The organism is Enterococcus sp. DIV1411a (assembly GCF_050531945.1).
Lineage (GTDB): Bacteria > Bacillota > Bacilli > Lactobacillales > Enterococcaceae > Enterococcus_B > Enterococcus_B faecium.
The window spans coordinates 1,545,438-1,570,354 of record NZ_CP172892.1 but is presented as its reverse complement, the minus strand read 5'-3'; the positions used below and the strand labels follow the sequence as shown (position 1 = coordinate 1,570,354).

Annotated in this window: 27 protein-coding genes; 23 read left to right on the top strand and 4 right to left on the bottom strand. The window is 37.6% G+C overall.

All coding sequences use genetic code 11. The annotated features are described in order from the left end of the window. The first annotated feature begins 32 nt into the window (after positions 1-32). The 8 genes from IGJ87_RS07575 (at position 33) to IGJ87_RS07540 (ending at position 7,917) form a co-directional block, all read left to right on the top strand. Positions 33-668: an SAG1386/EF1546 family surface-associated protein gene (locus IGJ87_RS07575; RefSeq protein ID WP_002294404.1), complete on the top strand. Its 636-nt coding sequence runs from the start codon at positions 33-35 to the stop codon at positions 666-668. Positions 669-716: 48 nt separating this feature from the next. Further along, a complete protein-coding gene (gene cmk / locus IGJ87_RS07570; protein WP_002294405.1) occupies positions 717-1,397 on the top strand; it encodes a (d)CMP kinase in 681 nt (226 codons plus the stop codon). A gap of 134 nt (positions 1,398-1,531) precedes the next feature. Continuing rightward, complete coding sequence (gene rpsA, locus IGJ87_RS07565; RefSeq protein WP_002323414.1) at positions 1,532-2,779, top strand: 30S ribosomal protein S1; 1,248 nt, start codon at positions 1,532-1,534, stop codon at positions 2,777-2,779. A 181-nt stretch (positions 2,780-2,960) separates the two neighbouring features. Then, a complete protein-coding gene (der, locus tag IGJ87_RS07560) occupies positions 2,961-4,271 on the top strand; it encodes a ribosome biogenesis GTPase Der (RefSeq protein WP_002296982.1) in 1,311 nt (436 codons plus the stop codon). A 241-nt stretch (positions 4,272-4,512) separates the two neighbouring features. Continuing rightward, on the top strand, positions 4,513-4,788 hold the full coding sequence (locus IGJ87_RS07555) for an HU family DNA-binding protein (RefSeq protein WP_002290178.1): 276 nt from the start codon (positions 4,513-4,515) through the stop codon (positions 4,786-4,788). Between the two features lie 234 nt (positions 4,789-5,022). Then, positions 5,023-6,069 carry a hypothetical protein gene (locus IGJ87_RS07550; protein ID WP_104770874.1) on the top strand — a complete coding sequence of 349 codons (1,047 nt, stop codon included), beginning with the start codon at positions 5,023-5,025 and terminating at the stop codon, positions 6,067-6,069. A 1-nt stretch (position 6,070) separates the two neighbouring features. Beyond that, entirely contained in the window at positions 6,071-7,330 is a 1,260-nt protein-coding gene (locus IGJ87_RS07545; protein ID WP_002298134.1) for a tetratricopeptide repeat protein, read from the top strand. A gap of 5 nt (positions 7,331-7,335) precedes the next feature. After that, on the top strand, positions 7,336-7,917 hold the full coding sequence (locus IGJ87_RS07540) for a ReoY family proteolytic degradation factor (protein WP_002289878.1): 582 nt from the start codon (positions 7,336-7,338) through the stop codon (positions 7,915-7,917). Between the two features lie 81 nt (positions 7,918-7,998). Here the strand turns inward: IGJ87_RS07540 and IGJ87_RS07535 are convergent, their stop codons facing one another. Further along, entirely contained in the window at positions 7,999-8,874 is an 876-nt protein-coding gene (locus IGJ87_RS07535) for a YitT family protein (protein ID WP_002294412.1), read from the bottom strand. Between the two features lie 147 nt (positions 8,875-9,021). On the opposite strand from IGJ87_RS07535, the gene IGJ87_RS07530 reads away from it, so the two are divergent. The 8 genes from IGJ87_RS07530 (at position 9,022) to IGJ87_RS07495 (ending at position 17,562) form a co-directional block, all read left to right on the top strand. Beyond that, positions 9,022-9,354 (top strand): nucleotide pyrophosphohydrolase, encoded by a 333-nt coding sequence (locus IGJ87_RS07530; RefSeq protein WP_002290045.1) that lies wholly within the window; start codon positions 9,022-9,024, stop codon positions 9,352-9,354. Positions 9,355-9,465: 111 nt separating this feature from the next. After that, positions 9,466-10,674, top strand: coding sequence for a CCA tRNA nucleotidyltransferase (locus tag IGJ87_RS07525; RefSeq protein WP_002323415.1), 1,209 nt, complete (start codon positions 9,466-9,468; stop codon positions 10,672-10,674). A gap of 153 nt (positions 10,675-10,827) precedes the next feature. After that, positions 10,828-11,283 carry a hypothetical protein gene (locus IGJ87_RS07520; RefSeq protein ID WP_002290187.1) on the top strand — a complete coding sequence of 152 codons (456 nt, stop codon included), beginning with the start codon at positions 10,828-10,830 and terminating at the stop codon, positions 11,281-11,283. A 361-nt stretch (positions 11,284-11,644) separates the two neighbouring features. Beyond that, positions 11,645-11,920 carry a hypothetical protein gene (locus tag IGJ87_RS07515; RefSeq protein WP_002290188.1) on the top strand — a complete coding sequence of 92 codons (276 nt, stop codon included), beginning with the start codon at positions 11,645-11,647 and terminating at the stop codon, positions 11,918-11,920. Positions 11,921-11,932: 12 nt separating this feature from the next. Next, on the top strand, positions 11,933-14,005 hold the full coding sequence (locus IGJ87_RS07510; protein WP_002298130.1) for a cation:proton antiporter: 2,073 nt from the start codon (positions 11,933-11,935) through the stop codon (positions 14,003-14,005). A gap of 167 nt (positions 14,006-14,172) precedes the next feature. Beyond that, positions 14,173-16,056 (top strand): ABC-F family ATP-binding cassette domain-containing protein, encoded by a 1,884-nt coding sequence (locus tag IGJ87_RS07505; protein ID WP_033581979.1) that lies wholly within the window; start codon positions 14,173-14,175, stop codon positions 16,054-16,056. Positions 16,057-16,067: 11 nt separating this feature from the next. Next, positions 16,068-17,015, top strand: coding sequence for a thymidylate synthase (locus IGJ87_RS07500; RefSeq protein WP_002298126.1), 948 nt, complete (start codon positions 16,068-16,070; stop codon positions 17,013-17,015). Between the two features lie 19 nt (positions 17,016-17,034). Next, positions 17,035-17,562 carry a dihydrofolate reductase gene (locus IGJ87_RS07495; protein ID WP_002298124.1) on the top strand — a complete coding sequence of 176 codons (528 nt, stop codon included), beginning with the start codon at positions 17,035-17,037 and terminating at the stop codon, positions 17,560-17,562. A 62-nt stretch (positions 17,563-17,624) separates the two neighbouring features. Here the strand turns inward: IGJ87_RS07495 and trhA are convergent, their stop codons facing one another. Continuing rightward, on the bottom strand, positions 17,625-18,278 hold the full coding sequence (trhA, locus tag IGJ87_RS07490) for a PAQR family membrane homeostasis protein TrhA (protein WP_002288393.1): 654 nt from the start codon (positions 18,276-18,278) through the stop codon (positions 17,625-17,627). Positions 18,279-18,409: 131 nt separating this feature from the next. Here trhA and IGJ87_RS07485 point away from each other — a divergent pair, with 131 nt between their 5' ends. The 7 genes from IGJ87_RS07485 (at position 18,410) to lepB (ending at position 23,554) form a co-directional block, all read left to right on the top strand. Then, the gene (locus IGJ87_RS07485; protein ID WP_002298122.1) at positions 18,410-19,252 is read left to right on the top strand and encodes a DegV family protein; all 843 of its coding nucleotides are present in this window, start codon (positions 18,410-18,412) and stop codon (positions 19,250-19,252) included. 152 nt (positions 19,253-19,404) lie between these two features. Next, positions 19,405-20,358, top strand: coding sequence for an IS30 family transposase (locus tag IGJ87_RS07480; RefSeq protein WP_010721888.1), 954 nt, complete (start codon positions 19,405-19,407; stop codon positions 20,356-20,358). 118 nt (positions 20,359-20,476) lie between these two features. Then, complete coding sequence (locus tag IGJ87_RS07475; protein ID WP_002288395.1) at positions 20,477-21,373, top strand: SGNH/GDSL hydrolase family protein; 897 nt, start codon at positions 20,477-20,479, stop codon at positions 21,371-21,373. Between the two features lie 2 nt (positions 21,374-21,375). Next, positions 21,376-22,089, top strand: a complete 714-nt coding sequence (locus IGJ87_RS07470; protein ID WP_002288396.1) for a YpmS family protein — start codon at positions 21,376-21,378, stop codon at positions 22,087-22,089. Positions 22,090-22,108: 19 nt separating this feature from the next. After that, complete coding sequence (gene msrA, locus IGJ87_RS07465; RefSeq protein ID WP_002288397.1) at positions 22,109-22,627, top strand: peptide-methionine (S)-S-oxide reductase MsrA; 519 nt, start codon at positions 22,109-22,111, stop codon at positions 22,625-22,627. Further along, positions 22,624-22,851, top strand: coding sequence for a YozE family protein (locus IGJ87_RS07460; RefSeq protein WP_002288398.1), 228 nt, complete (start codon positions 22,624-22,626; stop codon positions 22,849-22,851). The genes msrA and IGJ87_RS07460 overlap by 4 nt, the downstream gene beginning before the upstream one ends. Positions 22,852-23,002: 151 nt before the next feature. Next, complete coding sequence (gene lepB / locus IGJ87_RS07455; protein ID WP_002294418.1) at positions 23,003-23,554, top strand: signal peptidase I; 552 nt, start codon at positions 23,003-23,005, stop codon at positions 23,552-23,554. Positions 23,555-23,636: 82 nt separating this feature from the next. Here the strand turns inward: lepB and IGJ87_RS07450 are convergent, their stop codons facing one another. Next, positions 23,637-24,179 (bottom strand): folate family ECF transporter S component, encoded by a 543-nt coding sequence (locus tag IGJ87_RS07450; RefSeq protein WP_002323416.1) that lies wholly within the window; start codon positions 24,177-24,179, stop codon positions 23,637-23,639. Positions 24,180-24,415: 236 nt separating this feature from the next. Beyond that, positions 24,416-24,814: a VOC family protein gene (locus IGJ87_RS07445; RefSeq protein ID WP_104770896.1), complete on the bottom strand. Its 399-nt coding sequence runs from the start codon at positions 24,812-24,814 to the stop codon at positions 24,416-24,418. Positions 24,815-24,917 lie beyond the last annotated feature (103 nt).

The following is a 24,917-nucleotide window of genomic DNA, read 5'->3' as shown; positions in this document are numbered from 1 at the left end:
AATACACACGATAGAGTTTAGGAGGTAAAACAGTGAGCAGAAAAGATAGACATCAATCTACAGAAAATAACGAAACACAAGAACCATGGGAACAACCAATCTACGATACAGATGATGAAGTTTCATCAAGAAGTTCTCAGAGACAACAAAAGAAAGGAAATACATTATTTCTTTCGCTATTTTTGATTTTACTGGTCTTATGTATCGCTATTCCAGCAGGTGCTTATTTCTGGATCAGAAATGGATCAAGCAACAATGCAACAGCAGCAACTTCTTCTGAAACTTCGACATCAGTAGTAGAAAGTTCTACAAGTACAACAAAAGAGGAGTCAACTGAGACTTCAACAGTAGAATCTAGTACAATCGCGGAAGAATCTACTGTGTCTCAAGATACAGGTGTAACGTCAGAAAGCAGTATTGCAGCAGAGACAACACCGACTTCCTCAAGTGAGGCAACTTATCAAGCAGGGGATTCAAGCAGCAATGCAGCAGAAACAACACCTTCTTCATCAGCTGCAGCCGGTTCAACAACGACTGTTCAAGCAGGCGAAGGTCCAAAACAAGTGGCTGAGCGTGCAGGGATCACCACTGATCAATTGTTTGAATTGAATGGCTTAGATCCAAACAACTTTATGCTTTACCCTGGTCAAGAATTAAGAATTAAATAATAATAGCCGCGCTTTGCGGCTTTTTTTTTGAGAAAAAGGAGTTATATCATGACACAAATCAGTATTGCAATCGACGGGCCTGCTTCATCTGGGAAAAGTACCGTTGCCAAGATATTAGCAAAAGAATTGAATTATATTTATACAGATACCGGTGCCATGTATCGCGCAGTAACTTATTTAGCTATTACGAACAATGTATCTTTTTCAGATGAAGAAGGGCTAGTTTCGCTGATCAAAAAGTATCCTATCTCTTTTTCGCAACAAGAAGATGGACAGCATGTATTCATAGCATCAAAAGATGTGACTTTAGAAATCCGTCAACCAGATGTCACAAAAGCTGTTTCTGAAGTCTCTGCACATGGAAAAGTCAGAGAAGAATTAGTTGCTATCCAACGAAAAATAGGGGAACGCGGTGGCGTTGTCATGGACGGAAGAGACATCGGGACAGCTGTATTACCGAATGCAGAAGTGAAAATCTTTTTAGTAGCAAGCGTAAGTGAGCGCGCAGAAAGACGTTTCAAAGAGAACCAAGAAAAAGGAATTCCGACTGATCTTGAAACACTGACGAAAGAGATACAGGAAAGAGACCATTATGATTCAACAAGGGACGTCTCTCCGCTGAAGCAAGCAGAGGATGCTGTTCGTATCGATACGACTGGCAAATCGATTCCAGAAGTCGTTGCAGCAATAAAAGCTGTTGTTTTGAAAAAAGGTTATCTTCTTTTTTAAATTAAGAAAAAAAATGAAAAACAATTGTTTTTTCAAGGAAAACGAACGAAATCGCTTTATTTTTTTTGAATAATCAATTAAACTAAAAACAGTACCGTACTTACGGCAGAATGTTGGTTAGGAGGACAAGTGTTATGACAGAATTTGATCAAAATCAAGAGAACAACCAGTCAATGGAAGACGCAATGAAAAGCGTACAAGAAGTAAAAGTTGGCGATGTTGTTAAGGGCGAAGTTTTAGTCATTGAAGACAAACAAGTGATTGTCGGAATCGAAGGGGCTGGAGTTGAAGGAGTCGTTCCGGCAAAAGAATTATCAACTTTGCCGGTAGAAGATATCAGCGAAGTAGTAAAAGTCGGTGATGTATTAGACTTAGTCGTTATCAGTACGATCGGCAAAGATAAAGAAAACGGCAGCTACCTACTTTCAAAACGCCGTTTAGATGCTAAAAAAGTTTGGGAAGATATCGAAAGAGATTTCCAAGAGGGCAAGGTGATCGAAGCACCTGTTACAAATGTTGTCAAAGGCGGTTTAGTCGTTGACGTCGGTGTACGTGGTTTTGTCCCTGCATCAATGGTGGAAGATCATTTTGTTGCAGACTTTTCAGACTATAAAGGCAAAACATTGAGCTTTAAAATCATCGAAATCGAACCATCAGAAAATCGTTTGATCTTATCGCATAAAGCGGTAGTGGAAAACGAAAGAGAAGAAAAGAAAAAAGAAATTCTTTCAACTATCCATGAGGGAGATGTTCTCAGTGGACGTGTTGCACGTCTTACTGATTTTGGCGCATTTGTCGACCTAGGCGGAATTGACGGTCTAGTCCATGTCTCAGAGATTTCACATAGTCATGTAGCAAAACCAAGTGATGTATTGGCTGTCAATGATGATGTAAATGTCAAAGTGTTGTCTATCAATCCTGAACAAGAACGTGTTTCCTTGTCCATCAAAGACACACAGCCTGGACCTTGGTCAGAAATCGATACAAAAGCTCCAGTTGGCACAGTATTAGACGGAACAGTTAAACGTTTGACAAGCTTCGGTGCCTTTGTTGAAGTGTTCCCTGGAGTAGAAGGGCTAGTCCATATCTCTCAAATTTCACATAAACATATTGCGACACCACATGAAGTGCTTCATGAAGGTGACGAAGTGAAAGTGAAAGTATTAGAGATCCATCCAGAAGAACATCGTATTGCATTGAGTATCAAAGCTTTAGAAGAAAAACCAGCTTCAGAAGAAGAACCAGCTTCAGAAGAAGAACCAAAAAATGTTGAGTCTTATGAATTACCAGAAGAAAATACTGGATTTACTATGGGAGACATTTTAGGTGATGCGTTGAAAGAAGAAGTAGAAGAAAAAGCAACCGATGATTCTGAAAAATAATTGATTTTGTATCTGTGACTGAGATGAAAGCAGCTGCTTTTGTCTCAGTTTTTCTTTTGAAAAGCGATTAGTATTTCAATAAGGAATAAAAATACTTCGTTTAATTGACAATCTATGCTTGAAAGTTGGCAATGCATTCGTTAAACTAAGTGAGATTGGAAACTTGTGAGGAGGAAATAATATGGCAAATCCAACAATTGCAATCGTTGGCCGCCCGAACGTCGGTAAGTCTACGATTTTTAACCGCATCGCTGGTGAGCGTATCTCGATTGTCGAAGATACTCCTGGAGTAACTCGTGATCGTATTTATGCAAAAGGTGAATGGTTAGGTCGAGAATTCAGCGTGATCGACACAGGCGGAATTGATCTTGGCGATGAACCCTTTATGGATCAGATCAAGCATCAAGCAGAAATCGCGATTGAAGAAGCAGATGTAATCATTTGTGTAGTCAGCGGACGCGAAGGCGTGACAGACGCAGATGAGATGGTTGCGAAAATTTTATACAGAAGTAATAAACCAGTGATTTTAGCAGTCAATAAAGTAGATAATCCAGAAATGAGAAACGATATCTATGAATTTTATTCCTTAGGGCTAGGCGATCCTTATCCTGTTTCAGGAAGCCATGGACTAGGGATTGGTGATATTTTAGATGAAGCAGTGAAGTATTTCTCTGAAGAGACTGAAGAAGAGGACGACGACACGATTAAGTTTAGTTTGATTGGTCGCCCAAATGTTGGTAAATCCTCTTTGATCAATGCGATTTTAGGAGAAGAACGTGTAATTGTTTCGGATATTGAAGGAACGACCCGAGACGCAATCGACACCCACTTCGTTTCTGAAAGTGGTCAGAAATTCTTAATGATCGATACAGCTGGTATGCGTAAACGCGGAAAAGTATACGAAAATACTGAAAAATACAGCGTGATGCGTGCAATGCGTGCCATTGACCGTTCTGATATCGTTTTGATGGTACTGAATGCTGAAGAAGGGATTCGGGAACAAGACAAGCGAGTAGCGGGTTACGCCCATGAAGCTGGTCGTGGAATTATTATCGTCGTGAATAAATGGGATCTTGTAAAGAAAGAAACCAATACAATGCGTGATTTCGAACAAGAGATTCGTGATGAATTCCGGTATCTTGATTACGCTCCAATCGTTTTTGTTTCTGCAGTGACTAAACAACGGTTGGAACGTCTGCCTGAAATGATCGAACAAGTAAGTATGAACCAGAATCTTCGTATCTCTTCGGCTGTGTTGAATGATATCATTATGGATGCTGTAGCAATCAATCCAACACCAACAGATAAAGGAAAACGCCTGAAGATTTTTTATGCTACACAAGTCGCTGTCAAACCACCTACATTTGTCGTTTTTGTCAATGAAGAGGAATTGATGCATTTTTCTTATGAACGTTTCTTAGAAAATCAAATCAGAAAAGCATTTACTTTTGAAGGGACGTCCATCCGAATTATCCCTCGTAGGAGAAAATAGGCATTTTACCATATCGACGTTTTTTTTCAAAAGAAAAAGACAGTTTCGTTTGTTACGTTTCTATGACTAAAAAAAGCATGTGAAAATTGGTAAAAACCTTGCTATTAAGCGGTTCATATGATATCGTGATAACAGAATATTGAAGTTAATCAATATTTCTTTTTAAACTTCTGGACCACTCAGAAAGTTTTAACTAAATGATATTTCTATCATATCTCTTGTGGAGGAGGTGAATCTATCCATGGCAAACAAAGCAGAATTAATCGAAAAAGTTGCTTCAGCTACTGATTTAACTAAAAAAGATGCAACTGCAGCAGTAGATGCTGTATTTTCAACTATTCAAGATGCTTTAGCTAACGGCGAAAAAGTTCAATTAATCGGTTTTGGTAACTTTGAAGTTCGCGAACGCGCAGCTCGCAAAGGTCGCAACCCACAAACTGGTGAAGAAATCGAAATTCCAGCTAGCAAAGTACCTGCATTCAAACCAGGTAAAGCATTAAAAGACGCTGTTAAATAAGACAGTTGAAAAAGCGCTTGTGGCTCTAGGGCTACAAGTGCTTTTCTTTTTATTTCCTAGCAGAAAAGGAATAAATAAGAGACAGAGATTCCGAATCCGTATGTCATACATAGAAAACACATGTATTTTATTTAATTTTTATTTATTTCCAAGTTATGAGGTGAGCTTTGCTCTTATCTTTTCTAGAATTTGCTTACTAATGGTAAAATAAAAATAAGAAGAGGAGGGATGCGTATGGAACTTGATTATCAAGTAGAAGATGCGTTGACGAAAGTGTTTTACGGAGAAACGCTAGTCAGCCAGCTAAGAGAACTTTCCATTGATCAGCCAATCTTATTTTTAACGAATCAGCGCTATTATGATTTGTTTGCAGATAAGATCAACCCGTTATTTGCAAATCAAGCAAACAATGACTGGTATATTTGTGCCAACACTCAATGCAATCATTTAACAGAATTAAAGAACCTGCTTGATTTCGTCAAACGCTATCCCGAAAATCAATCCATGTTTATCATCGGATTTGGAAATGAAGGGATCATGGATCTGGCAGGTTTTTTTCAAAAACATACAACCCTTGATTCATCACTATGGATGATCCCTGTATCGATCCGTTCTCTAAGCCGAGCATTAACACCGCAGCGGACGATTTTGCAGCTACCAAATCGTGTAGTACTGCAAACCATCAATCTGCCAGAACGCATCGTTTATGATCAAACAATCAGCGAGCGGCAAGTGGACGGAAAGCAGATTGACTTTTTGACTTTTATCTGTTGCGGAATGATTTGTGATCATCGTTTTTTGCAAAATCTGTATAAAAACTATCCAAATAAAAAGCAATCAACGACTCGGCCGTTTGCCGGGATGATCGAAGAAATGATCTATTTTTATCAATTAGAGGCAGAAAACCTGTCAAATTATGGTAAACTGTTTGAACAAGCTTTTTATCTGACCGAAAATGGCCATCTACTTTCTGCTAGTATGAAAAAATTTTTAGGAATGATGTTTCATTTCGTGTGGAATCTCCAAGCATATCCTTTTGATTTCCAACTAAAAAACTTTTTTGTGTGGCTGGACTTGCTTGGCTATCCAATCCACTGGCTGGAACAGATTTCAAAGATGGAGTATTTGGAAAAAGTTCTTTTTTTGGCAGAAAAAAGCAAAAAAATACTTGTTTTAGAAAAAATAGGTATAATAGACGGATACCAACGTCCAAACGAAAAAGAATTATTGAGAACAATGACGGTATTTCAACAAATCGTCAGTGAGATAAGAGGGAATTGAAATGAATACAAATAGCGAAAAAATGTTGCAAGCTTTATCAGATGAAGACTTGTCACAAGCACAAATCTTTTTAGAAAAAGCATTAAAAGAAGACCCAGCAGATATATTAGCTGAACTAGGCGAAGAATTGCTGGCTATTGGCTTTTTGATCGAAGCAAAACAGATTTTTGAACAACTGATCAACCAATACCCAGAAAATGACGGACTGAACATCCCGTTAGCAGAAATTGCAATCGAAGATAATGAGATCGACTTAGCTTTTGAATACCTGGAAAAAGTGGATAAGCAAAGTGATTACTATCCGCAAAGCTTATTGGCGATAGCTGATTTGTACCAAGTTATCGGAATCCCTGAAGTGAGTGAAGCAAAATTGAAAGAAGCAGCTGGGTTGCTTCCTGATGAACCATTGATCCAGTTTGCGCTAGCTGAATTGTATTTTTCAGTTGATCGTTTCAAAGAGGCAGCAGTGGTTTATGAAACATTGTTGGCAAGCGGGATAAATGAAATTTCAGGAATCTCGATGCAGGAACGTTTAGGACAATCCTTAAGTATGCAAGGAGAATTCGAAGCAGCTATCGCACCTTTAGAAGAAGCACTGAAAGAAGAAAGGACAGATGATCGACTGTTCCAGCTAGCTTTTACGAATCTTCAATTGAAAGAAAATCAGCAGGCAATCAACTATCTGGAAGAACTTCGAGAAGTTAATCCGCATTATCAATCGTTATATCTATATCTAGGACAAGCTCTTCAAGAAGAAGAAATGATTGAAGAAGCACAAACAGTGTTAGAAGAAGGAATCAAAGAAAATCCTTACCAAGTCGAACTTTATCACCTGGCCTCGGAAAATGCTTTCCGTCTGCATGATAGACAGCGAGCAGAAGAACTTTTACTGAAAGCTTTAGAAGTAGGAGACAAACAAGATGAAACATTACTTACTTTAAGCAATCTTTACTTGGATGATGAAAGATATGAAGATGTGATACAAGTGATCAATCAGATGGAAGAAACTGCTAATCCTTATGCAGAATGGAACCTAGCCCATGCTTATAATGAATTAGAAGACTTTACCGTTGCAGCTGTACACTATGAACAGGCTTATCATGAACTATCACATGAACCAGATTTCTTGAAAGAGTATGCCTTTTTCTTAAGAGAAGAAGGGCAGCTGAAAAGAGCGCAAGAATTATTGACTTATTATTTAACACTTGAACCAGGAGATATGGAGGCACTGTCATTATTAGATGACCTAACAGAGAGGTGAGAAAAATGCTAATTGATGTACGGGAAAAGAAGAATTTTTTAACGTGGATGGTCAATCATGTATCTTTTAGCCGAAGAGAAGTTTTTTGGATCTTGAATTATCTTGCCAATCATGAAGCGATTTTAAGCAATGTCCACTTTGTTGAAGGGGCGAATTTTGCGGATCGAGGACTGCAGATCAGTGATCTATCTGTTGAAGGGGAACCCATGAAATTGTTTTTGCAGGGAAAAGAATTTACGGACACAGACCAGATTTTTCATGAAATCCGTTTGAATTGGAAAAAGCCTTTATATGTGGAATGTATATTCGAAAATGCTTGGCAGACAAGAGAATATCTATCTATCTTAGAAGACAATCCATTTTCTTCTTGGGATTCTTCAGTCAGTGAAGAAGATACTGAATTAATTGAACGATATTTTCAAGAAAAAGAAGAAGAGGCAAAACTAAAAATGCTTTATGCTCAAATCGATCAAGCACTAGAAGATGGAGATAGGGATGCTTTTTTGAAATTATCTGATGAAGTTAACCGAAAGATCCTTTTGCAGACACAAAAGAAAAGTAACCGGGTAAGTGAACATAACAATTAGTTAAAAATAGTATAGTACTAAAAAAGACAAAGATCAGCTGGATGTGGAATCTTTCCTCATAGCCTATCTTTGTCTTTTTTCTTATAGTTTTTTCAGTAATCTTGTCTGTGGCTTCAAATAAGTAAAGCCTTGCCCTTCCACTTCATGCACATTGATGATTGAAAGGAAAGCTTTTTCGTCAATCTCGTGGACGATCCTCTTAGCTTCAGTTAATTCACTAGAGCTAACGACCATATAGATGATTTTTTTTGAATTACCAGAGAATGCGCCTTCTCCAGAAAGAAAAGTCACACCTCTTTGCAGACCGGTCATCAGTAGTGGTGCAATCTCTTCGCTTTTGTTGGAGACGACAAGTAGACCTTTTGCAGAATATCCGCCATCTAAGATCGAATCAATCACACGACTGAAAACATACGAAACAATCAACGTATACATCATACGTTTCAAGTCGATATAGGTTAATGAAGCAAGTAAGACGATGATATCAAATGCCAATAGGGAACGCCCCATAGTGATGCCGTAATTTTGTTCTAAAATCCGAGCAATAATATCGCTGCCACCTGTTGTTCCACCCATGCGGTAGACGATCCCGCTTCCTACACCTGCAACTAAACCCGCAAGTAGAGAAACGATCAGTAGATCATGCTGTAAATTGATTTCTAGTGGAACCCTTTGCCAGATCCATAAAAAGAATGACAAAGAAAGTGTACCTAGAACTGTATAGGCCAAGGAACGTTTACCGAGGATCTTTCCTCCTAGTAAAATCAATGGGATGTTGATTAATAAAGTCGTATAAGCTGGATCAATTCCGAATAAAGCTCTTAAGATCAAGGTGATCCCTGAGACGCCCCCTTCTGCTAAATGATTAGCGATGTTCAAGTAAACAAGACCAAATGCATAAATACTTGTTCCTATAATGATAAAAAGAACTTCTTTTACTGTTTTTCGTTTGACCATATGAATTCCAGCTTTCAATTATGTATTTTCACAGAATTTCCATTTAGAAATTCCTTTCTAAATGTAGCATGGAAATTCGATTTTCTCAATTGCTCTTATCTAGGATTTGCGTTAAAGTTTTGGTAAGATAGTTTTGGAGGGAAAAAGATGGATAAAAAGCGTTCTTTATACAGTATGCAGCAGGAAGTGGATGAATATATCCAGCAATTCAAGGTGGGGTATTTCTCTCCATTAGCTCAGATGGCTCGATTAACTGAAGAAGTAGGTGAATTGGCAAGAGAAGTCAACCACACTTATGGAGAAAAAAGCAAAAAGGCTTCTGAACCAGTTAACTCGGTAGCAGAAGAACTTGGTGATGTTTTATTCGTTACGATGATCATGGCTAATTCATTGAATATCGACTTAACTGAAGTTTTTGAAAAAAACATGGAAAAATTCAATCAAAGAGACCATAATCGCTTTGAGCGTAAGGACGAGTAAACAAGATGAAGTGGTCCTGGCCTTGAAGACTCTGAAACGGACTTGTCAAACAGTCACCATGCAACTGAGTCTTTATCTCAGTACAAGAAACACGCAGGAAAGGTTGGAAAAATGAAATTAAAACAATTACCTCTGGAATACCAAAAGGCAATTCCAGTTCTGAAAAAATTAGAGAATGCAGGATATGAAGCTTATTTTGTAGGTGGAAGTGTACGTGATATCTTGCTGAACCAGCCAATCCATGATGTGGATATCGCAACAAGCGCATTTCCAGAAGAAATCAAACAGCTTTTTCCAAAAACGATAGATATTGGGATCGAACATGGAACTGTGTTGGTATTAGAAAATGATGAACAATATGAGATCACCACATTTCGGACGGAATCAACTTATCAGGACTACCGCAGACCAGATCATGTCGAATTCGTTCGTTCGTTGGCAGAAGATTTGAAAAGAAGAGATTTTACGATCAATGCGTTTGCTTTGAGAGAAGATGGAGAAATCATCGATTTGTTCGATGGTCTGCAAGATTTAGAAGAACAGATCTTGCGAGCTGTAGGCAATCCTCATGAGCGGTTCCATGAAGATGCCTTACGAATGATGCGCGGGTTGCGTTTTGTCAGTCAACTAGGGTTCAAATTAGAGGAAGAAACCTTCTACGCCATCAAAGAAAACCACGAGCTATTAGGTAAAATATCTGTAGAACGTATAAATGTGGAATTCATCAAGATGCTCTTGGGAAATGAACGGGCCGCGGGAATCCATGCATTTATTGAAACAGAGTGCTACATTTGCTGTCCCGGTTTGAAAGAAGAAGGCGAAGCACTTTTACGTTTTGCTGAATTACCATCCGTCCCATTGAAAGAAGAGAGCCAAGTATGGACATTATTGATCAGCCAACTGGGTCTAAAAGAAAATGAGATTCGTTCCTTTTTGAAATCGTGGAAGTGTTCTAACCAAATGATTAAAGACGTTCAAGCACTTGTCCAAGGACTACGACAACGAGAAACTGGAGCTTTGGAACCATTCGAATTGTACTTCTTAGGCAAAAAACATGCACTGCAAGTAGAAGAATTGATGATCTATTTTGACGAAACACCTCAGATGGATGCCGTAGGAGAATCCTATGATCGTTTACCTATCAAGTCATTAAGCGAATTAGCAGTAGATGGTAAAATCTTGCTAGAAGAAACTGGAAAAAAACCTGGTAAGTGGGTTAGTGAAGCTTTGCAATTAGCTGAAAAAGCCGTCGTAGAACAAAGAATAAAAAATGATAAAAAACAGGTTTTGGATTTTTTATCGAAAGAAAAATTGATTTAAAAAACACTAGACTGTATCTGCTCAGCTTTGTTGGCTACTTAAAGTGGGCAGATAAGTCATTAGAAGAAAAAACATAAGATGTGACCACTTACATAAATTTGTGCTAAACTGAGGTAGTACAAGAATAAATTACATCATAAAGGAGTCTTTTTAATGAGTAAAGAAATGACAGCGCTAAAATTTTATTTTAGAAATGGAGAAACCTGGACGATCAACCGCCGTCATATCGGCGATCTTTGGATCAAACAAATCACAACAAGTTTTGGACGAATCAATGGCAGTGAATTTGTTGAAATCCATCCGTGTGCTGGATTTAAAATCGAAATCTTCCATGAAGGGGACGCAGTTGCGACACATGATATCAACCTAGGCGGACTGGAAATGGGCATGTTTAATCGCGCATTGAAATACGAAGATATCGAGCGAATGGAAATCCTTTACCGAAATGGCACACCTGATCTTGTGTACTTCCCATATCTAGATAAAGGAACAGAAGGATTAGACAATCAATATCAATCAACAAAAATCAGCGAAAAAACAGGTAACTTGTATATCGTGATCAATCCAGATCAACGTGTAGAAGATGTATACGGGGAATTTTTCGAATAAATCGATTTTTACGCAAAAATGAGGCTGTGAAAGAGATGTGTCTTATTACTACTGATAGGCTGTCTCTTCCACACCGTTTATTCAGAATAAGGGACTGTGACAAGATTTTTGTCGCAGCCCCATTTTTTTGTTGTGATAAAAGAACAAGAAAGGCAGGAATGGAAAAGTAAACATCCTTTTGTCAGAAACTTTTATCTTTCTTAAGTTTTACTTGATATCTGATACTATTTGGAATAGAATGAGGCGTTGAAAAATTTATGGAAATTTCTAACTAGCAATAAACGATGAAACAATGAAATATTTTTCATCCAAAAAGAACTTTGCTATAATGATGGAAGTTTGTGTATAGGAGATCTGGAAAATGAGAGAGAGTTTTGAACAACAAAAAAAACTGTTGCATGATCGCTATGGCGCCCTTTCGATGGATGACCGCCGTCAAATACTTTGTAAGTTGCGTAAAAGAAATATATTGATGTATCGTCAGTTGGAACGTCTGAAACATGATCTGCTTCGTTTGGAGTCAAAACGTGTACAGTGTGAATTAGAGGGTAACCAAACACAGGTTGAAGTAGTCGAAACCAAAATTTTAAAGAAAAAAGAACAATTTTTAAAAATGCTTACACAAAATAAAAAATAAAGGGGATGGACGATGGAATTTGCTGAGTTAGTTATTGTATTTGCAGTAACGATCACCTTATCGAACATAGCTAGCCGCATTTTGCCAATGATTCCAGCTCCACTGATCCAAATTTTCCTTGGAGTGGTATTAGGTCTGACAGAGTGGGGACAATCAATCGATTTTGAACCTGAATTGTTCTTAGTTATGATTATTGCACCATTGTTATTTAGAGAAGGAGAAAAAGCAGATATTTCTTCGATTCTCAAAAATTTCGGGACAATTTTGTTCTTGGCATTTGGAGGAGTCATTTTGACCCTTGTCGGGGTAGGTGCGACGTTATCATTCCTGTTGCCAAGTGTCCCACTTGCTGCCTGCTTTGCTTTTGGAGCAGCGTTAGGTCCGACAGATGCGGTAGCAGTCAGTTCTCTTTCTGGACGAGTGAATATCCCTAAAAAGGCGATGCATATTTTGGAAGGAGAAGGTCTTTTGAATGATGCATCTGGTGTTACTGCCTTCCAGTTTGCTCTTGGTGCGCTGATCACCGGATCTTTTTCAGCAGTAAACGCGGGGATGAGTCTAGTAGTTTCTAGTATTGGGGGAGCTTTGATCGGCTTTTTGCTTGTCTGGTTCAAACAAAAAATAATTCATTTGATCGAAAAAGCATCAGCACAAGATGTCACAGGGTATCTGCTGATCGAACTTTTGCTTCCTTTTCTAGCCTATGTATTGGCAGAGGCATTTGATGTATCTGGAATCATTGCTGCAGTGGCAGCAGGTATTCTCCAAGCTTCTGGTTTTAGGAAAATCTCTGTGTTTGATGCAGAATTGTCGAGCTTGTCCCACAGTACATGGACAACTATTGCTTTTACACTGAATGCATTAGTATTTATATTTTTAGGAATCGAATTGACGCAAGTGTTCTCGCCAGTATGGGGAGACGGTTTATATCCAAACGGTCTTTTATTAGCGATTATCGTATTAATCTCTGTCATGCTTTTTGTGATCAGATTCATTTCTATCAGTCTTTTTTATGTATTCAAAGATGGCAGTAAAAAGTTCAAAAAACAGTTGAACGAGATCTTGATCTTAACATTTGGCGGTGTAAAGGGAACAGTCAGTTTGGCTACGATTTTTATTTTGCCATTTTCAATCAATAATATGATGTTTTACCAGCGGTCTTTGCTTTTGTTTCTGACGGCGGGTGTCATCTTAGTGACTTTGGTCATAGGGATCATTGTCTTGCCTATGCTGACGGAAACAGAGGAAGCGAAAAGCACGGATTTGAATGCTTTGATGATTTTAGAAGAGGTCGTTGAAGTTTTGCGAAAAGAAATAAAGGAAATTGATCGTAATACAAAAGAATTTTTAGCCACTGAAGCAGTGATAGAAAATTATCAAGAACGGATACGTGATCTGTACTTGGAAGATTTAACCGATGATGAAAAGCAAGAAGTACAAGAAATACAAGCACTGATTTTGTCGATCGAACGGGATGGATTGGATGAAAGTTATCGTTCGGGCAAGCTTTCTTCTAATGGTTATCGTTTTTACTCCCGTTTTCTTTCTCGATTCGAACATTCTATCACAAGCCAGATTTTGTCTTTTATCGGCTTTTGGTTCATTGTTGTCCGTAGGTTAATGCGAATCGTTCTCCATCCGAAAATGTTTTGGCAAAGAAGACATGCTGATCGTCAGACATTTATTAGTGATGAAGATATCCAAGAAATCAGAGAGACATATCAAAAAAATACTCAGTTGATTATTGAAAGTTTAGATAACTTGACTGATATTTATGATGAAACGATGGTTCAATTTTTTATCCAGCAACGCAAACTTGAAGGAATAAAAATGAACTCGGGGAATTTGATTTCTTCGTGGATGATCCAGCAAGATAGTCTGTTTACAAAAAAAATGCTAAGAGGTTATTATCTTGAAAGAAAAATCATTGATGAATACGAAGTTGCTGAGAAAATCACGACGTTTTCTGCGAACAGCTATCGCAGGAATATCAATTTGTTAGAATCTTATACGATGAACAAACCATCTGATAACTTTTCTTTCCGATTTGCGTTTCGAGCAAAGTCAAAAAAACGAGTCCAATAAAATAAAAAGGTAAAAATTTTCAAGTTTTATAAAAAACAAAACATATCAGAACAGGATCGAATCGGTCCTGTTCTTTTTTTGAGAACACAAAAAGAACAAATACCAAAAAAATTTTCCTGAAGTTCACTATTTTTATGATACAATATCCAAGATAAGGAGGGAACATGTTGAAAGAATTAAAAGTAACTGACCTCAAAAAAACTTATGGTGAAAAAGATTTGTTTGACCAGATTTCTTTTTTGGTCCACGAAAAAGACCGTATCGGGTTGATTGGGACGAACGGGACGGGTAAAACAAGTCTCTTAAATATTATTGCCGGTATCGATAGCGGCGACGGTGATCGGCAAACAGTGTTTTATCCAACTGATTACCGTATTGGTTATCTTTCTCAAGCAGCTGAATTTTCCGATGAATTAACTGTTCTCCAAGCAGTCTTTCAAGGAAACAGCCCCTTGATCCAAACTGTTCGAGCATATGAGGAAGCATTGATCGAACTAGGGGAAAACGGAGAAGACCCTGATGTGCAAAAACGTTATGCTAAAGCAGAAGAACAAATGAATAAAGAAGATGCTTGGACTACAGATACCAACGCAAAGATTATTTTGCAAAAATTAGGAATCAGTGAATTAGATAAAAAAATCAGTACTTTATCAGGTGGTCAGAAAAAACGAGTTAGTCTGGCGCAAGTGTTGATTGATGAACCCGATTTACTATTACTAGACGAACCAACAAACCATTTAGATTATGAAGCGATCGAGTGGTTGGAAAACTATTTGAAACAATACCGTGGCGCACTATTGATGGTTACCCACGATCGTTATTTTCTAGATAGAGTAGCAAACCGAATCTTCGAACTTTCATTTGGAAAATTATACGAGTATAAAGGAAATTATGAAGCTTACGTCTTAGAAAAAGCAGAACGTGATCGTGTAGAAGTAGAACAAGAAGAAAAGCGCAAGCGGCTTTATAAACAGGAATTAGCTTGGATGAGGGCTGGCGTACAGGCACGTGGCACCAAGCAGCAAGCACGGATCAACCGTTTCGAAGATCTAAAGGAGAACTTGTACCAAGTAAACCAAGAAGATGATTTAGAGCTGAACCTAGCGACACAACGTTTAGGGAAAAAAGTACTGGAAATCAAAGATGGCAGTTACCGTATAAATGACCAAACACTGCTAGAACATTTAGATTTACTGATTCAATCTCGGGAAAGACTAGGTATTACTGGTAAAAATGGTGCGGGAAAATCGACATTGCTTAATATTCTAGCTGGCAGAATTCCCCTGGATAGCGGTACAATGTCTATCGGTGAAACGGTTCATCTTGCGTATTATACACAAGAAAATGAAGAAATGGCACCAGATAAACGGATGATTGCTTACTTACAAGAAGCTGCTGAAGAAGCAAAAACAGCAGATGGCAGTCAAATCGGAGTAGCAGAATTACTTGAACGATTTTTATTTCCAAGATTTATGCATGGGACACTGATAGGCAAACTTTCAGGCGGAGAAAAACGCCGGTTATTTTTGTTGAAACTGCTGATCCAGCAACCTAATGTTTTATTATTGGATGAACCGACCAATGATTTGGACATAGCAACATTGACGATTTTGGAAGATTATTTTAGAAGTTTTCCAGGTGCTGTGATCACTGTTTCCCATGACCGTTATTTCTTGGACAAGGTAGCAGATAAGTTATTAGTATTCCAAGGAAACGGAAAACAAGAACTTTATTACGGAAACATGTCCAGTTATTTACTGAAGCAAAAAGAGACCCAGCAGCCTGCTGAAAAAGCGAAACCAAAAATACAGAGCAAGGAACCTGCTGAAAAGAAGAAATTATCTTACATGGAACAAAAAGAATGGGAAACGATTGAAGATGAGATTGCAGAACTTGAAGAAAAAATCTCATTGCTCCAAGAAGAGATGAATCATCAAGGAGATAATTTCACTCGATTACAAGAATTGCAAAACGACGTATCTGAAACAGAAGCACAACTTGAAGAAAAAATGGCACGGTGGGAATACTTGAGTGAATGGGTAGAAGATTAGGAGGAAAAAGGATGGAACAAGCGTATCTTGACTTAGGAAGAAAATTGTTGGAAGAAGGGCATCGTAAAGAAGACAGAACAGGCACAGGCACATTAAGCTTATTCGGATACCAAATGCGGTTTGATCTGCAAAAAGGGTTTCCTTTGTTAACAACGAAACGAGTACCTTTTGGATTGATCAAAAGCGAATTGCTTTGGTTTTTAAAAGGAGATACGAATATCCGCTATCTATTACAAAATAAAAACCATATTTGGGATGAATGGGCATTTGAACGCTACATCAAAAGTCCAGACTATAATGGACCAGATATGACTGATTTTGGCCATAGATGTTTGACAGATCCTGAATTCAATGAAGAATATAAAAAGCAGAGCAAGCTTTTTTGCGAGAAGATCCTAACCGATGATTCCTTTGCTGAAACATACGGCGATCTTGGACACATCTACGGCTATCAATGGCGTCACTGGGAAACAAAAGACGGTGGCTTTATCGATCAAATCAAAGAAGTGATCGAAGCAATCAAAAAGACTCCTGATTCTAGAAGATTGATCGTTTCTGCATGGAATCCGGAAGATGTTCCTAGCATGGCTTTGCCTCCTTGTCATACGATGTTTCAATTTTATGTTCAAGAGGGACGGCTAAGCTGCCAATTGTATCAACGCAGTGGAGATGTGTTTCTAGGCGTTCCGTTCAACATTGCAAGTTATGCGTTGCTGACTCACCTAATTGCACATGAAACAGGTTTAGCGGTTGGCGAATTTGTTCACACATTAGGAGACGCTCATCTTTATATCAATCATATCGAACAAATGAAAGAACAATTGAGCCGAGAAATACGCGCATTTCCGACTTTAGTTTTGAATCAGGAAAAGCAGTCAGTATTTGATTTTGAGATGGAAGATATCCAATTAGAAGGATATGACCCACATCCGGCGATCAAAGCTCCTATCGCTGTTTAGAATCAGAAAGGATGAGAAAATGTTAGCTGCAATTTGGGCACAGGATGAAAACGGATTGATTGGAAAAGAAGACCGTCTTCCTTGGCGTTTGCCAAATGATCTGAAATTCTTCAAACAAATGACAGAAGCAAATACACTAGTGATGGGACGAAAAACTTTCGAAGGGATGGGTAGCCGTCCGTTGCCGAATCGTCAGACGATTGTTTTGACGAGAGATTCTTCCTATAAAGCAGAAGGCGTGCATGTCATGCATAGTGTGGAAGACGTGCTTGCTCTGGAAAAAGAAACAGACGGTATCTTTTTCATCGCTGGAGGGTCAGCTGTTTATCAAGAATTTCTGCCATTTTGTACGATATTATACCGTACAGTCATCCATCATGTATTCGATGGAGATGCTTATTTTCCACCTGTTGACTGGTCTGATTGGTCACTGATCAATACTAGTCAAGGAGAAATAGATGAAAAAAATCGTTATCCGCATCAATTTGAAACGTATCAGCGTAATGAGAATCCTGTAAAAAGCGGGACAGGCGAATTGACGATATAAAAAAGCTATGGATAGACTAGCTGTTATTTAGAGCTGTCCCATCCATAGCTTTATTTTTTTTATTAAGTAAAGAATAAAACAGAGAAGTACATAAAACCTGCACCTAACATAACAAACAAATGCCAAACAACATGCATATAGCGGATAGAATTCAAGCTATAAAAGAATGCGCCTATCGTGTAAGAAAGCCCGCCTGCTACCATCAAAATAACACCAGTCATTCCAAGAGAGTGATAAAGAGGAACAGCAGCCACGACACAGAGCCACCCCATAAAAATATAGATGATCGTAGATACTTTTGATACTCTCTCCCGTTTATGCAACGTCAACGCTTTATATATAATGCCAAGAATCGCAAACAACCAGATTAATACAAATAAAGTCCAACCTAGCCATCCTCGGATACTCAGCAAACAAAAAGGAGTATAACTTCCTGCAATCAAAAGAAAAATCGAACTATGATCGAATACTTGGAACACCTTTTTTGCTTTTGTAAAAATCAATGAATGAAACAAAGTAGACGTTAAAAATAAAAGAATCATCATCGATCCATAGATAGCATAAGAGACAATATGGAGGGAGGAATGCAAGTGGGCACCTTTTACTAAAAGAACCACTAGTCCCGCGATACTCAATCCAGTCCCAATTCCATGGGTGACTGCATTAAACACTTCATTTAATATTTCATACGTTCGATTAAATTTCGTTTTTTCCATGAAAACGGCTCCTTTACTAGGTGTAATTAATGAAAAATCATTATTTGTCTGTTATACTAAAAATAGAAATTGTCTTACATGTAGTTTAACATGAATAAGGCATCTTGTTAAAGAAAGAGAGAGAGAAAATAATGACAAATGTAAAAATCGTAACAGATTCTTCATGTACGATGGAAAAAAATGTACGCGATGCTTTAGGCATTCGTGTCATGCCGCTATCCATCATGATCGACGGAACAGTATATCCCGATGATGACCAACTAGACGGCGAAAGATTTATGGAAATGATGGCAAAAGCAAAAAATCTGCCCAAAACAAGCCAACCACCGATTGGAGAATTTATCTCGATGTATGATGAGCTAGGAGAAGACGGCAGTGAAGTGATTTCGATCCATATGACAAAAGGCTTGAGTGGAACAGTAGAAGCAGCAAGACAAGCCAGTAATCTAACAAAAACGAAAGTAACGGTTATCGACAGTGATACCACTGACCAAGGATTATCTTTTCAGGTAATTCGAGCAGCTGAATTAGCAAAAGAAGGTAAAACAGTAGAGGAAATCCTTGAAGAAGTCAAAAAAGTACAAGACAATACAAAATTATACATCGGAATATCCACACTAGATAACTTGGTAAAAGGTGGAAGAATCAGTCGAACAACTGGTTTGCTGTCTAGTGTTTTGAACATACGCGTGGTGATGAATTTCGCCCATTCTGAATTAATCCCTGTAACTAAGGGGCGAGGAAAGAAAACGTTCGATAAATGGTTTAATAATTTGAAAAATGAACTGAAAGAATTGCCAAATGTGCGACAAATCGGTATTTCACATGCGGATGCAAAAGAATTGGCGCAAGAATTCAAAGAGGGTTTGCAAGAATTATTCCCGGACATGCATATCCCTGTACTGCATACGAATCCGGTTATCGCTACGCATACTGGTAAAGACGCGTTTGCAATCATGTATTATGTAGATTAGTCGAAAAGAGGATAAGCCCTCAGCCTGAAAGGCTTGCAGCTTATTCTCTTTTTCTTCGCCGTTTGTATAATTAAGCGAGACAAATAAAAAAGCCATTTATGTTACACTCAAATTGTAATACCCGCTAAAGCATACAAGGAGAGTGAACATAAATGACTTATACCCATCTTACACCAAACGAGCTTGTAATGATAGAAGCATATTTTCATCAAGAAACTCCGGTTGCTATCGTTGCGAAGCAGCTTAAACGTGGACGCCAAACAATTTACAATGTCTATAACTTTCTCAAATGTGGTGGAACAGCACTTGAATACTTTGAACAATACAAAGAAAATAAGCGACGTTGTGGGAGAACCGAAATCATTTTTCCTGCTGAGGAAAAAGAATACATTGCAAAAAGATCAACTGAAGGTTGGACCCCAGACGTCATTATTGGCCGTGCAGAGCGAACCTTCTCTTGTTCAGTAAGTACCCTCTATCGCCGGTTTAAAACGGGAGAATTCAATGTTTTACATTTACCGATGCAAGGAAAACGAAAACCAAATGGTTATAAGGAAAAACGTGGAAAACAGGCATTCAAAAGAAATATTTCTGAACGTAAAAAAGATTATGTCGTTTTCGAAGAAGAATTTGGACATTTAGAGGGTGATACGATTGTCGGCATCCGCCATAAAAGTGCCGTCATCACACTCGTTGAGCGACTTTCAAAAGCCATTATCGTCTTGAAACCAGAAGGCCGTAAGGCAGTTGATATTGAAAATTCGATTAATGAATGGCTTCAATCCGTACCCAAAAATCTTTTCAAATCAATTACCTTTGATTGTGGAAAAGAATTCTCTAATTGGAAAAGTATTAGTAATACGAATGATATTGATATTTATTTCGCAGACCCAGGAACGCCTTCCCAACGGGGATTAAATGAACATTCAAACGGACTCCTCCGAAAAGATGGACTACCAAAAGAAATGGACTTCAACCAAGTCAATCAAGGATTCATCTCATCCGTTGCGTCCAAAAGAAACCATATCCCTAGAAAATCACTAAATTACCAAACACCATTAGAAGTTTTTTTGAGTTACGTAAATGGAAAGTTTTGTCTCGCTTAATTTGACAAATAATACTTTATAAAATTAGGAAAATAATTGTTTTCTTTTTTCATAAAGACTACCTTTTTGATAAAATTTTTGATAACATTAGAACCAATCGAATACAAGAGGTGAAAAAATGAAATTAACGAAACGACATCTGATCCTCGTTTTGTTCCCATTATTAATTGCGATCATCATCTATGCAGGTTTAGCTGCTTCTATACCGAAAGCTGGCCCACTAATGAAACCAGTAACTACTGTGAGAGAAGATCCAAATAAAAAAGAAAAACTTCACTACATAGCTATCGGAGATTCGCTGACTGAAGGAGTAGGAGATCAAACCAAGCAAGGAGGATTCGTTCCCCTTGTCGCAAATGATCTAAAAGACCGTTATAATTTGACCGCGGTTGAAACAGAAAACTATGGTGTAAATGGTGAACGAAGTGACCAGATCTTAAAGCGAGTAAAAACAAAAGAAGAAATTCGAAACAATATCAAAACAGCTGATTTTATCACACTGACTGTTGGCGGTAATGATTTGATGAAAGTTATCCAAAATAATTTATTCGGGTTAACGGTCAATTCCTTTAAAAAGCCACTGAAAAACTATCAGGAAAATGTCACAGAACTATTGGAAGAATTTCGATCCCTCAATAAAACCGCACCTATTTACATTTTAGGCATCTACAATCCATTTTATTTGAACTTTCCTGAGATCACTGACATGCAGACAATTGTTAACAATTGGAACAAAGGAACAGAAACGGTGACAAAAAAAATGCCGAACTGCTACTTTATCCCAATCAATGATTTGCTTTATCAAGGATTGAATCAGGAAGTAGGTGTCACAGAAGAAGGAACAGATCAAACAACTAGCACGACAGAAAATCTAAATGGCATCAAAAATAATGTGCTCTATGAAGAAGATCATTTCCATCCAAATAATTTAGGTTATCAATTGATGGCAAATGCAGTGAGAGATCAGCTGATCGAGACACAAAACCAATGGCTAGAGAAGGAGGATGATCAATAAACATGAAAACAAGATCTGACGTATCTTCAAACAAAACAAAGAAAACAAATTACTGGAAATTCGCCTTCCTTATCCTTCTTGGGGTAGTACTTGGTTCGACCGTATTTTTAGGCAGCCGTATTTTTGCTAATCGGGAACCAGAACTCCCAGAAATACCAGCTCTTACGGAAAGACAAGGAGATCCTGTCTTAACGATCAATTCAAATAAAGAAAAAGTCAATCAAATCATCAGCTTTTTCCTTAGTGAGTATCAAAAAGATAGTGATATTGAATATAAATTTTATTTGGAAAATGAAGCACTACTCAATGGTACTTTCGAAGTACTAGGTTTTCCTATCGATTTCTATTTATATTTTGATCCGTATGTGATGGAAAACGGAAATGTCCAACTAAAAGCTAGAAGTCTTTCTATCGGAACATTGAGTTTGCCAATCAAAGATGTGATGAATATGATCAAGAGAAACTATAAATTACCAGATTGGATCGAAGTCAATACAGATGATCTGACTATCATGCTTAGGTTGGATCAATTCCGAATGCAAAACGGGATGTATATTAAAGCAGATAAAATCGACTTAGTAAATGATGACATTCGGTTTAGTCTATATTTGCCAAAAGATACCTCTGATGCTTCAAACAACTCAAATACCAACAAAACTAGCACCAGCAGTACTGAAAGCAAGACAAAAGAAAATAAAAAATCATCGGATGAGTAGTATTAGAGGGGGAATCATAATGGAACGAGCAATATTTGCAGGAGGCTGTTTCTGGTGTATGATCCAGCCTTTCGACACGCTTCCTGGTATCCATACAGTGATGTCAGGATATACTGGAGGGCATGTACCAGATCCGACTTATGAACAAGTAAAAAGCCAAACGACTGGACATACAGAAGCAGTGGAGATTATCTATGATCCAACATTGATTTCATATGAACAATTAGTAGAACTTTACTGGCAGCAAACTGATCCAACTGACGCTTTCGGACAATTCGAGGATCGCGGTGACAATTATCGCCCGGTGATCTTTTATTTGACAGAAGAACAGCGGATCATTGCTGAAAAAAGTAAGAAACAGTTAGCTGAAAGTGGACGTTTCGAACAGCCAATCGTTACAAAAATCGAACCAGCCCAACCATTTTATCTAGCAGAAGAAGACCATCAAGAGTATTATAAAAAGCATCCTGAAAATTTTAAAAGAAACCATGCACGCCGGGCTGCCTTTATCGAAGAAAATTGGAGGAACGAAGGGTGAATCGAAGCTTTTTTCATTATTTAATGACACTGCGAGGCGGTGGCACACATGATGCTTTATCTGTTTTCGCTACAGAAGCCGGTAAAGACATCCAATTTCCTAAGCACAGCTCTAGCTACGAAGAAATTTCTAATTATCTGGAACTGAATGTCGACTATTTGCCGTCCATGGATATCTTTGACGAAGCATGGGAAAAATATTTAGAAAATAATCATGACATATAAGAGATAGTTTTGTACTTTATGATCAAAAAAGTTTTTTGTCCAATAGCCTAATTGAAAGAATTATTTTTATTTCAGCTATCTAGTCGCATTTTTTTGATATTTTTCTTATAATAAAGAAAGAATGAAAAAACGAGGGATGGATTGATAGAGATTGACAAAAAAACAACGCTATATTAATCGCTTCTGGCTTGTATTCAAATACTTACTTGTTTCTGTATTCCTTGCGTTCATGTTGCGGGGATTTTTATTCATCCCGGTACCAGTGGAAGGCAATTCAATGGAAAACGTGTTGAAGCAAGGTGATATGGTTGTGATGGAAAAATTTTCGGAGATCAGACGATTTGATATTGTTGTTTTTCAATTAGCAGATGGCACGATTTATATCAAACGAGTAATCGGTCTTCCAGGAGAAAATGTCAGCTACCAAAATGATCAATTGAAGATCAATGGGAAAGTAGTTAAGGAACCTTATCTAACTAAAAACCTGAAATCAGATCATGCAAATGCATCCTATACGACGGACTTTACACTACAAGAGCTAACGGGACAATCCAAGCTTCCGGAAGATAATTATTTTGTACTTGGAGATAATCGAAGAGTTTCAAAAGATAGTCGTTCGTTTGGCACGATCAATAAAACTGATATTCTAGGTAAAGCAAGATTTGTCTATTATCCACTTGATGAAATAAAATGGATCCAGTGAGAAACAATAAAGCGTGCAATCTGTTGAGACTGCACGCTTTATTGTTTAATCCAAAATCAGTTTACTACCTTAGTACGTAAAATCAAACAGCTCGTTTAAACACTTTTCTAGCCTCTAAAGTTTTGATAAATGAATAAACAACCATTATTTGAATAGGGATTTGGATCATATTCCTGATGACTCTACCTAGAAAAATCACTTTGAAATCTGCACCAAACAAAACAGACATCAGCCAAGAATTGATAAAAAGGCTGACTGGGATCATAATCAATAATTGGGCAGCGATGACGGAAGGCAGGTTTATCTTTTTATGATATAAAAATAAGCCATTAATAAATCCACCAAGGAAAGCCGTGATAAGAAAAGCAGCTTGAAACGTTCCTGAACCAAATATCGTGAAATTTAAAGTGTTCGACAACATTTCAAGCAAACCAGCCCAGATCGGTCCATATAGATAACCCATAAGCGCCATACTTAAAAATCCGAATGTGATTTGAAAATAAGCAGGACCAATCGCTATCTTGTATAAGATGACATCAAGGGCTAATAAAAGAGCAGAGGTCGACAACAATCTTGCATTTATTTCGGGCAATCTAAAAACGTCTTTTGCAATCAAAGTGTTCAAAATATTCTCTCCTTCGTCAGTTAATAATAAAAGGATACCATAAAATCACCAATGTGTCATGACACATTGGTGATTTACATACACTGGCATCTAACAATTAAAAAAAGGGTGAGAAGACTGCTTTTATAAACTGTAAAAAAGAGATTGTACGAATGAAAAAAATAGAGGCGGAGAATACTTATCGTATCATCCGCCTTTGTTTTTTTGTTATAAAAAACGTCAGATTAGTTATCTGCTTACATCTTCATCCATACGGGTTCTAATGTATTTCCGTCTAGATCTTGGACTTCTAATGAAAACATTTCTTCTTCAGGCATTCCCATATCTACTTCGTGGAAAGTACCACCATTTTCTTTTGCAATTTGAGCAAATTTTTTTACTTCATCCGCGTTTTCAACACTAAACGAAATCAAAGCACCACTTGTTTTTTTATTATCAGCTATTTCTTTATCTTTTATAAATTTTTTATAAAAATCATGAGAGAGAAGCATTACCCAAAAAGTGTCATCCCATACCATTGAACCAGCTTCTTCAGTAGAAAATTCTTCATTTTTTTTTAAACCCAGCTTTTCATAAAAAGCAACGGAACGATTGACATCAGCAACAGGAAAATTAACAAAAACCATACTATTCATTTGTTTCGTCTCCTTTCTGTTTTGTTCGTCTATCATCTCTTATTTAGGAAACGTTGTCAAAAATTTAGATTCATATATAGAAACCAAAATAAAAATTTACATC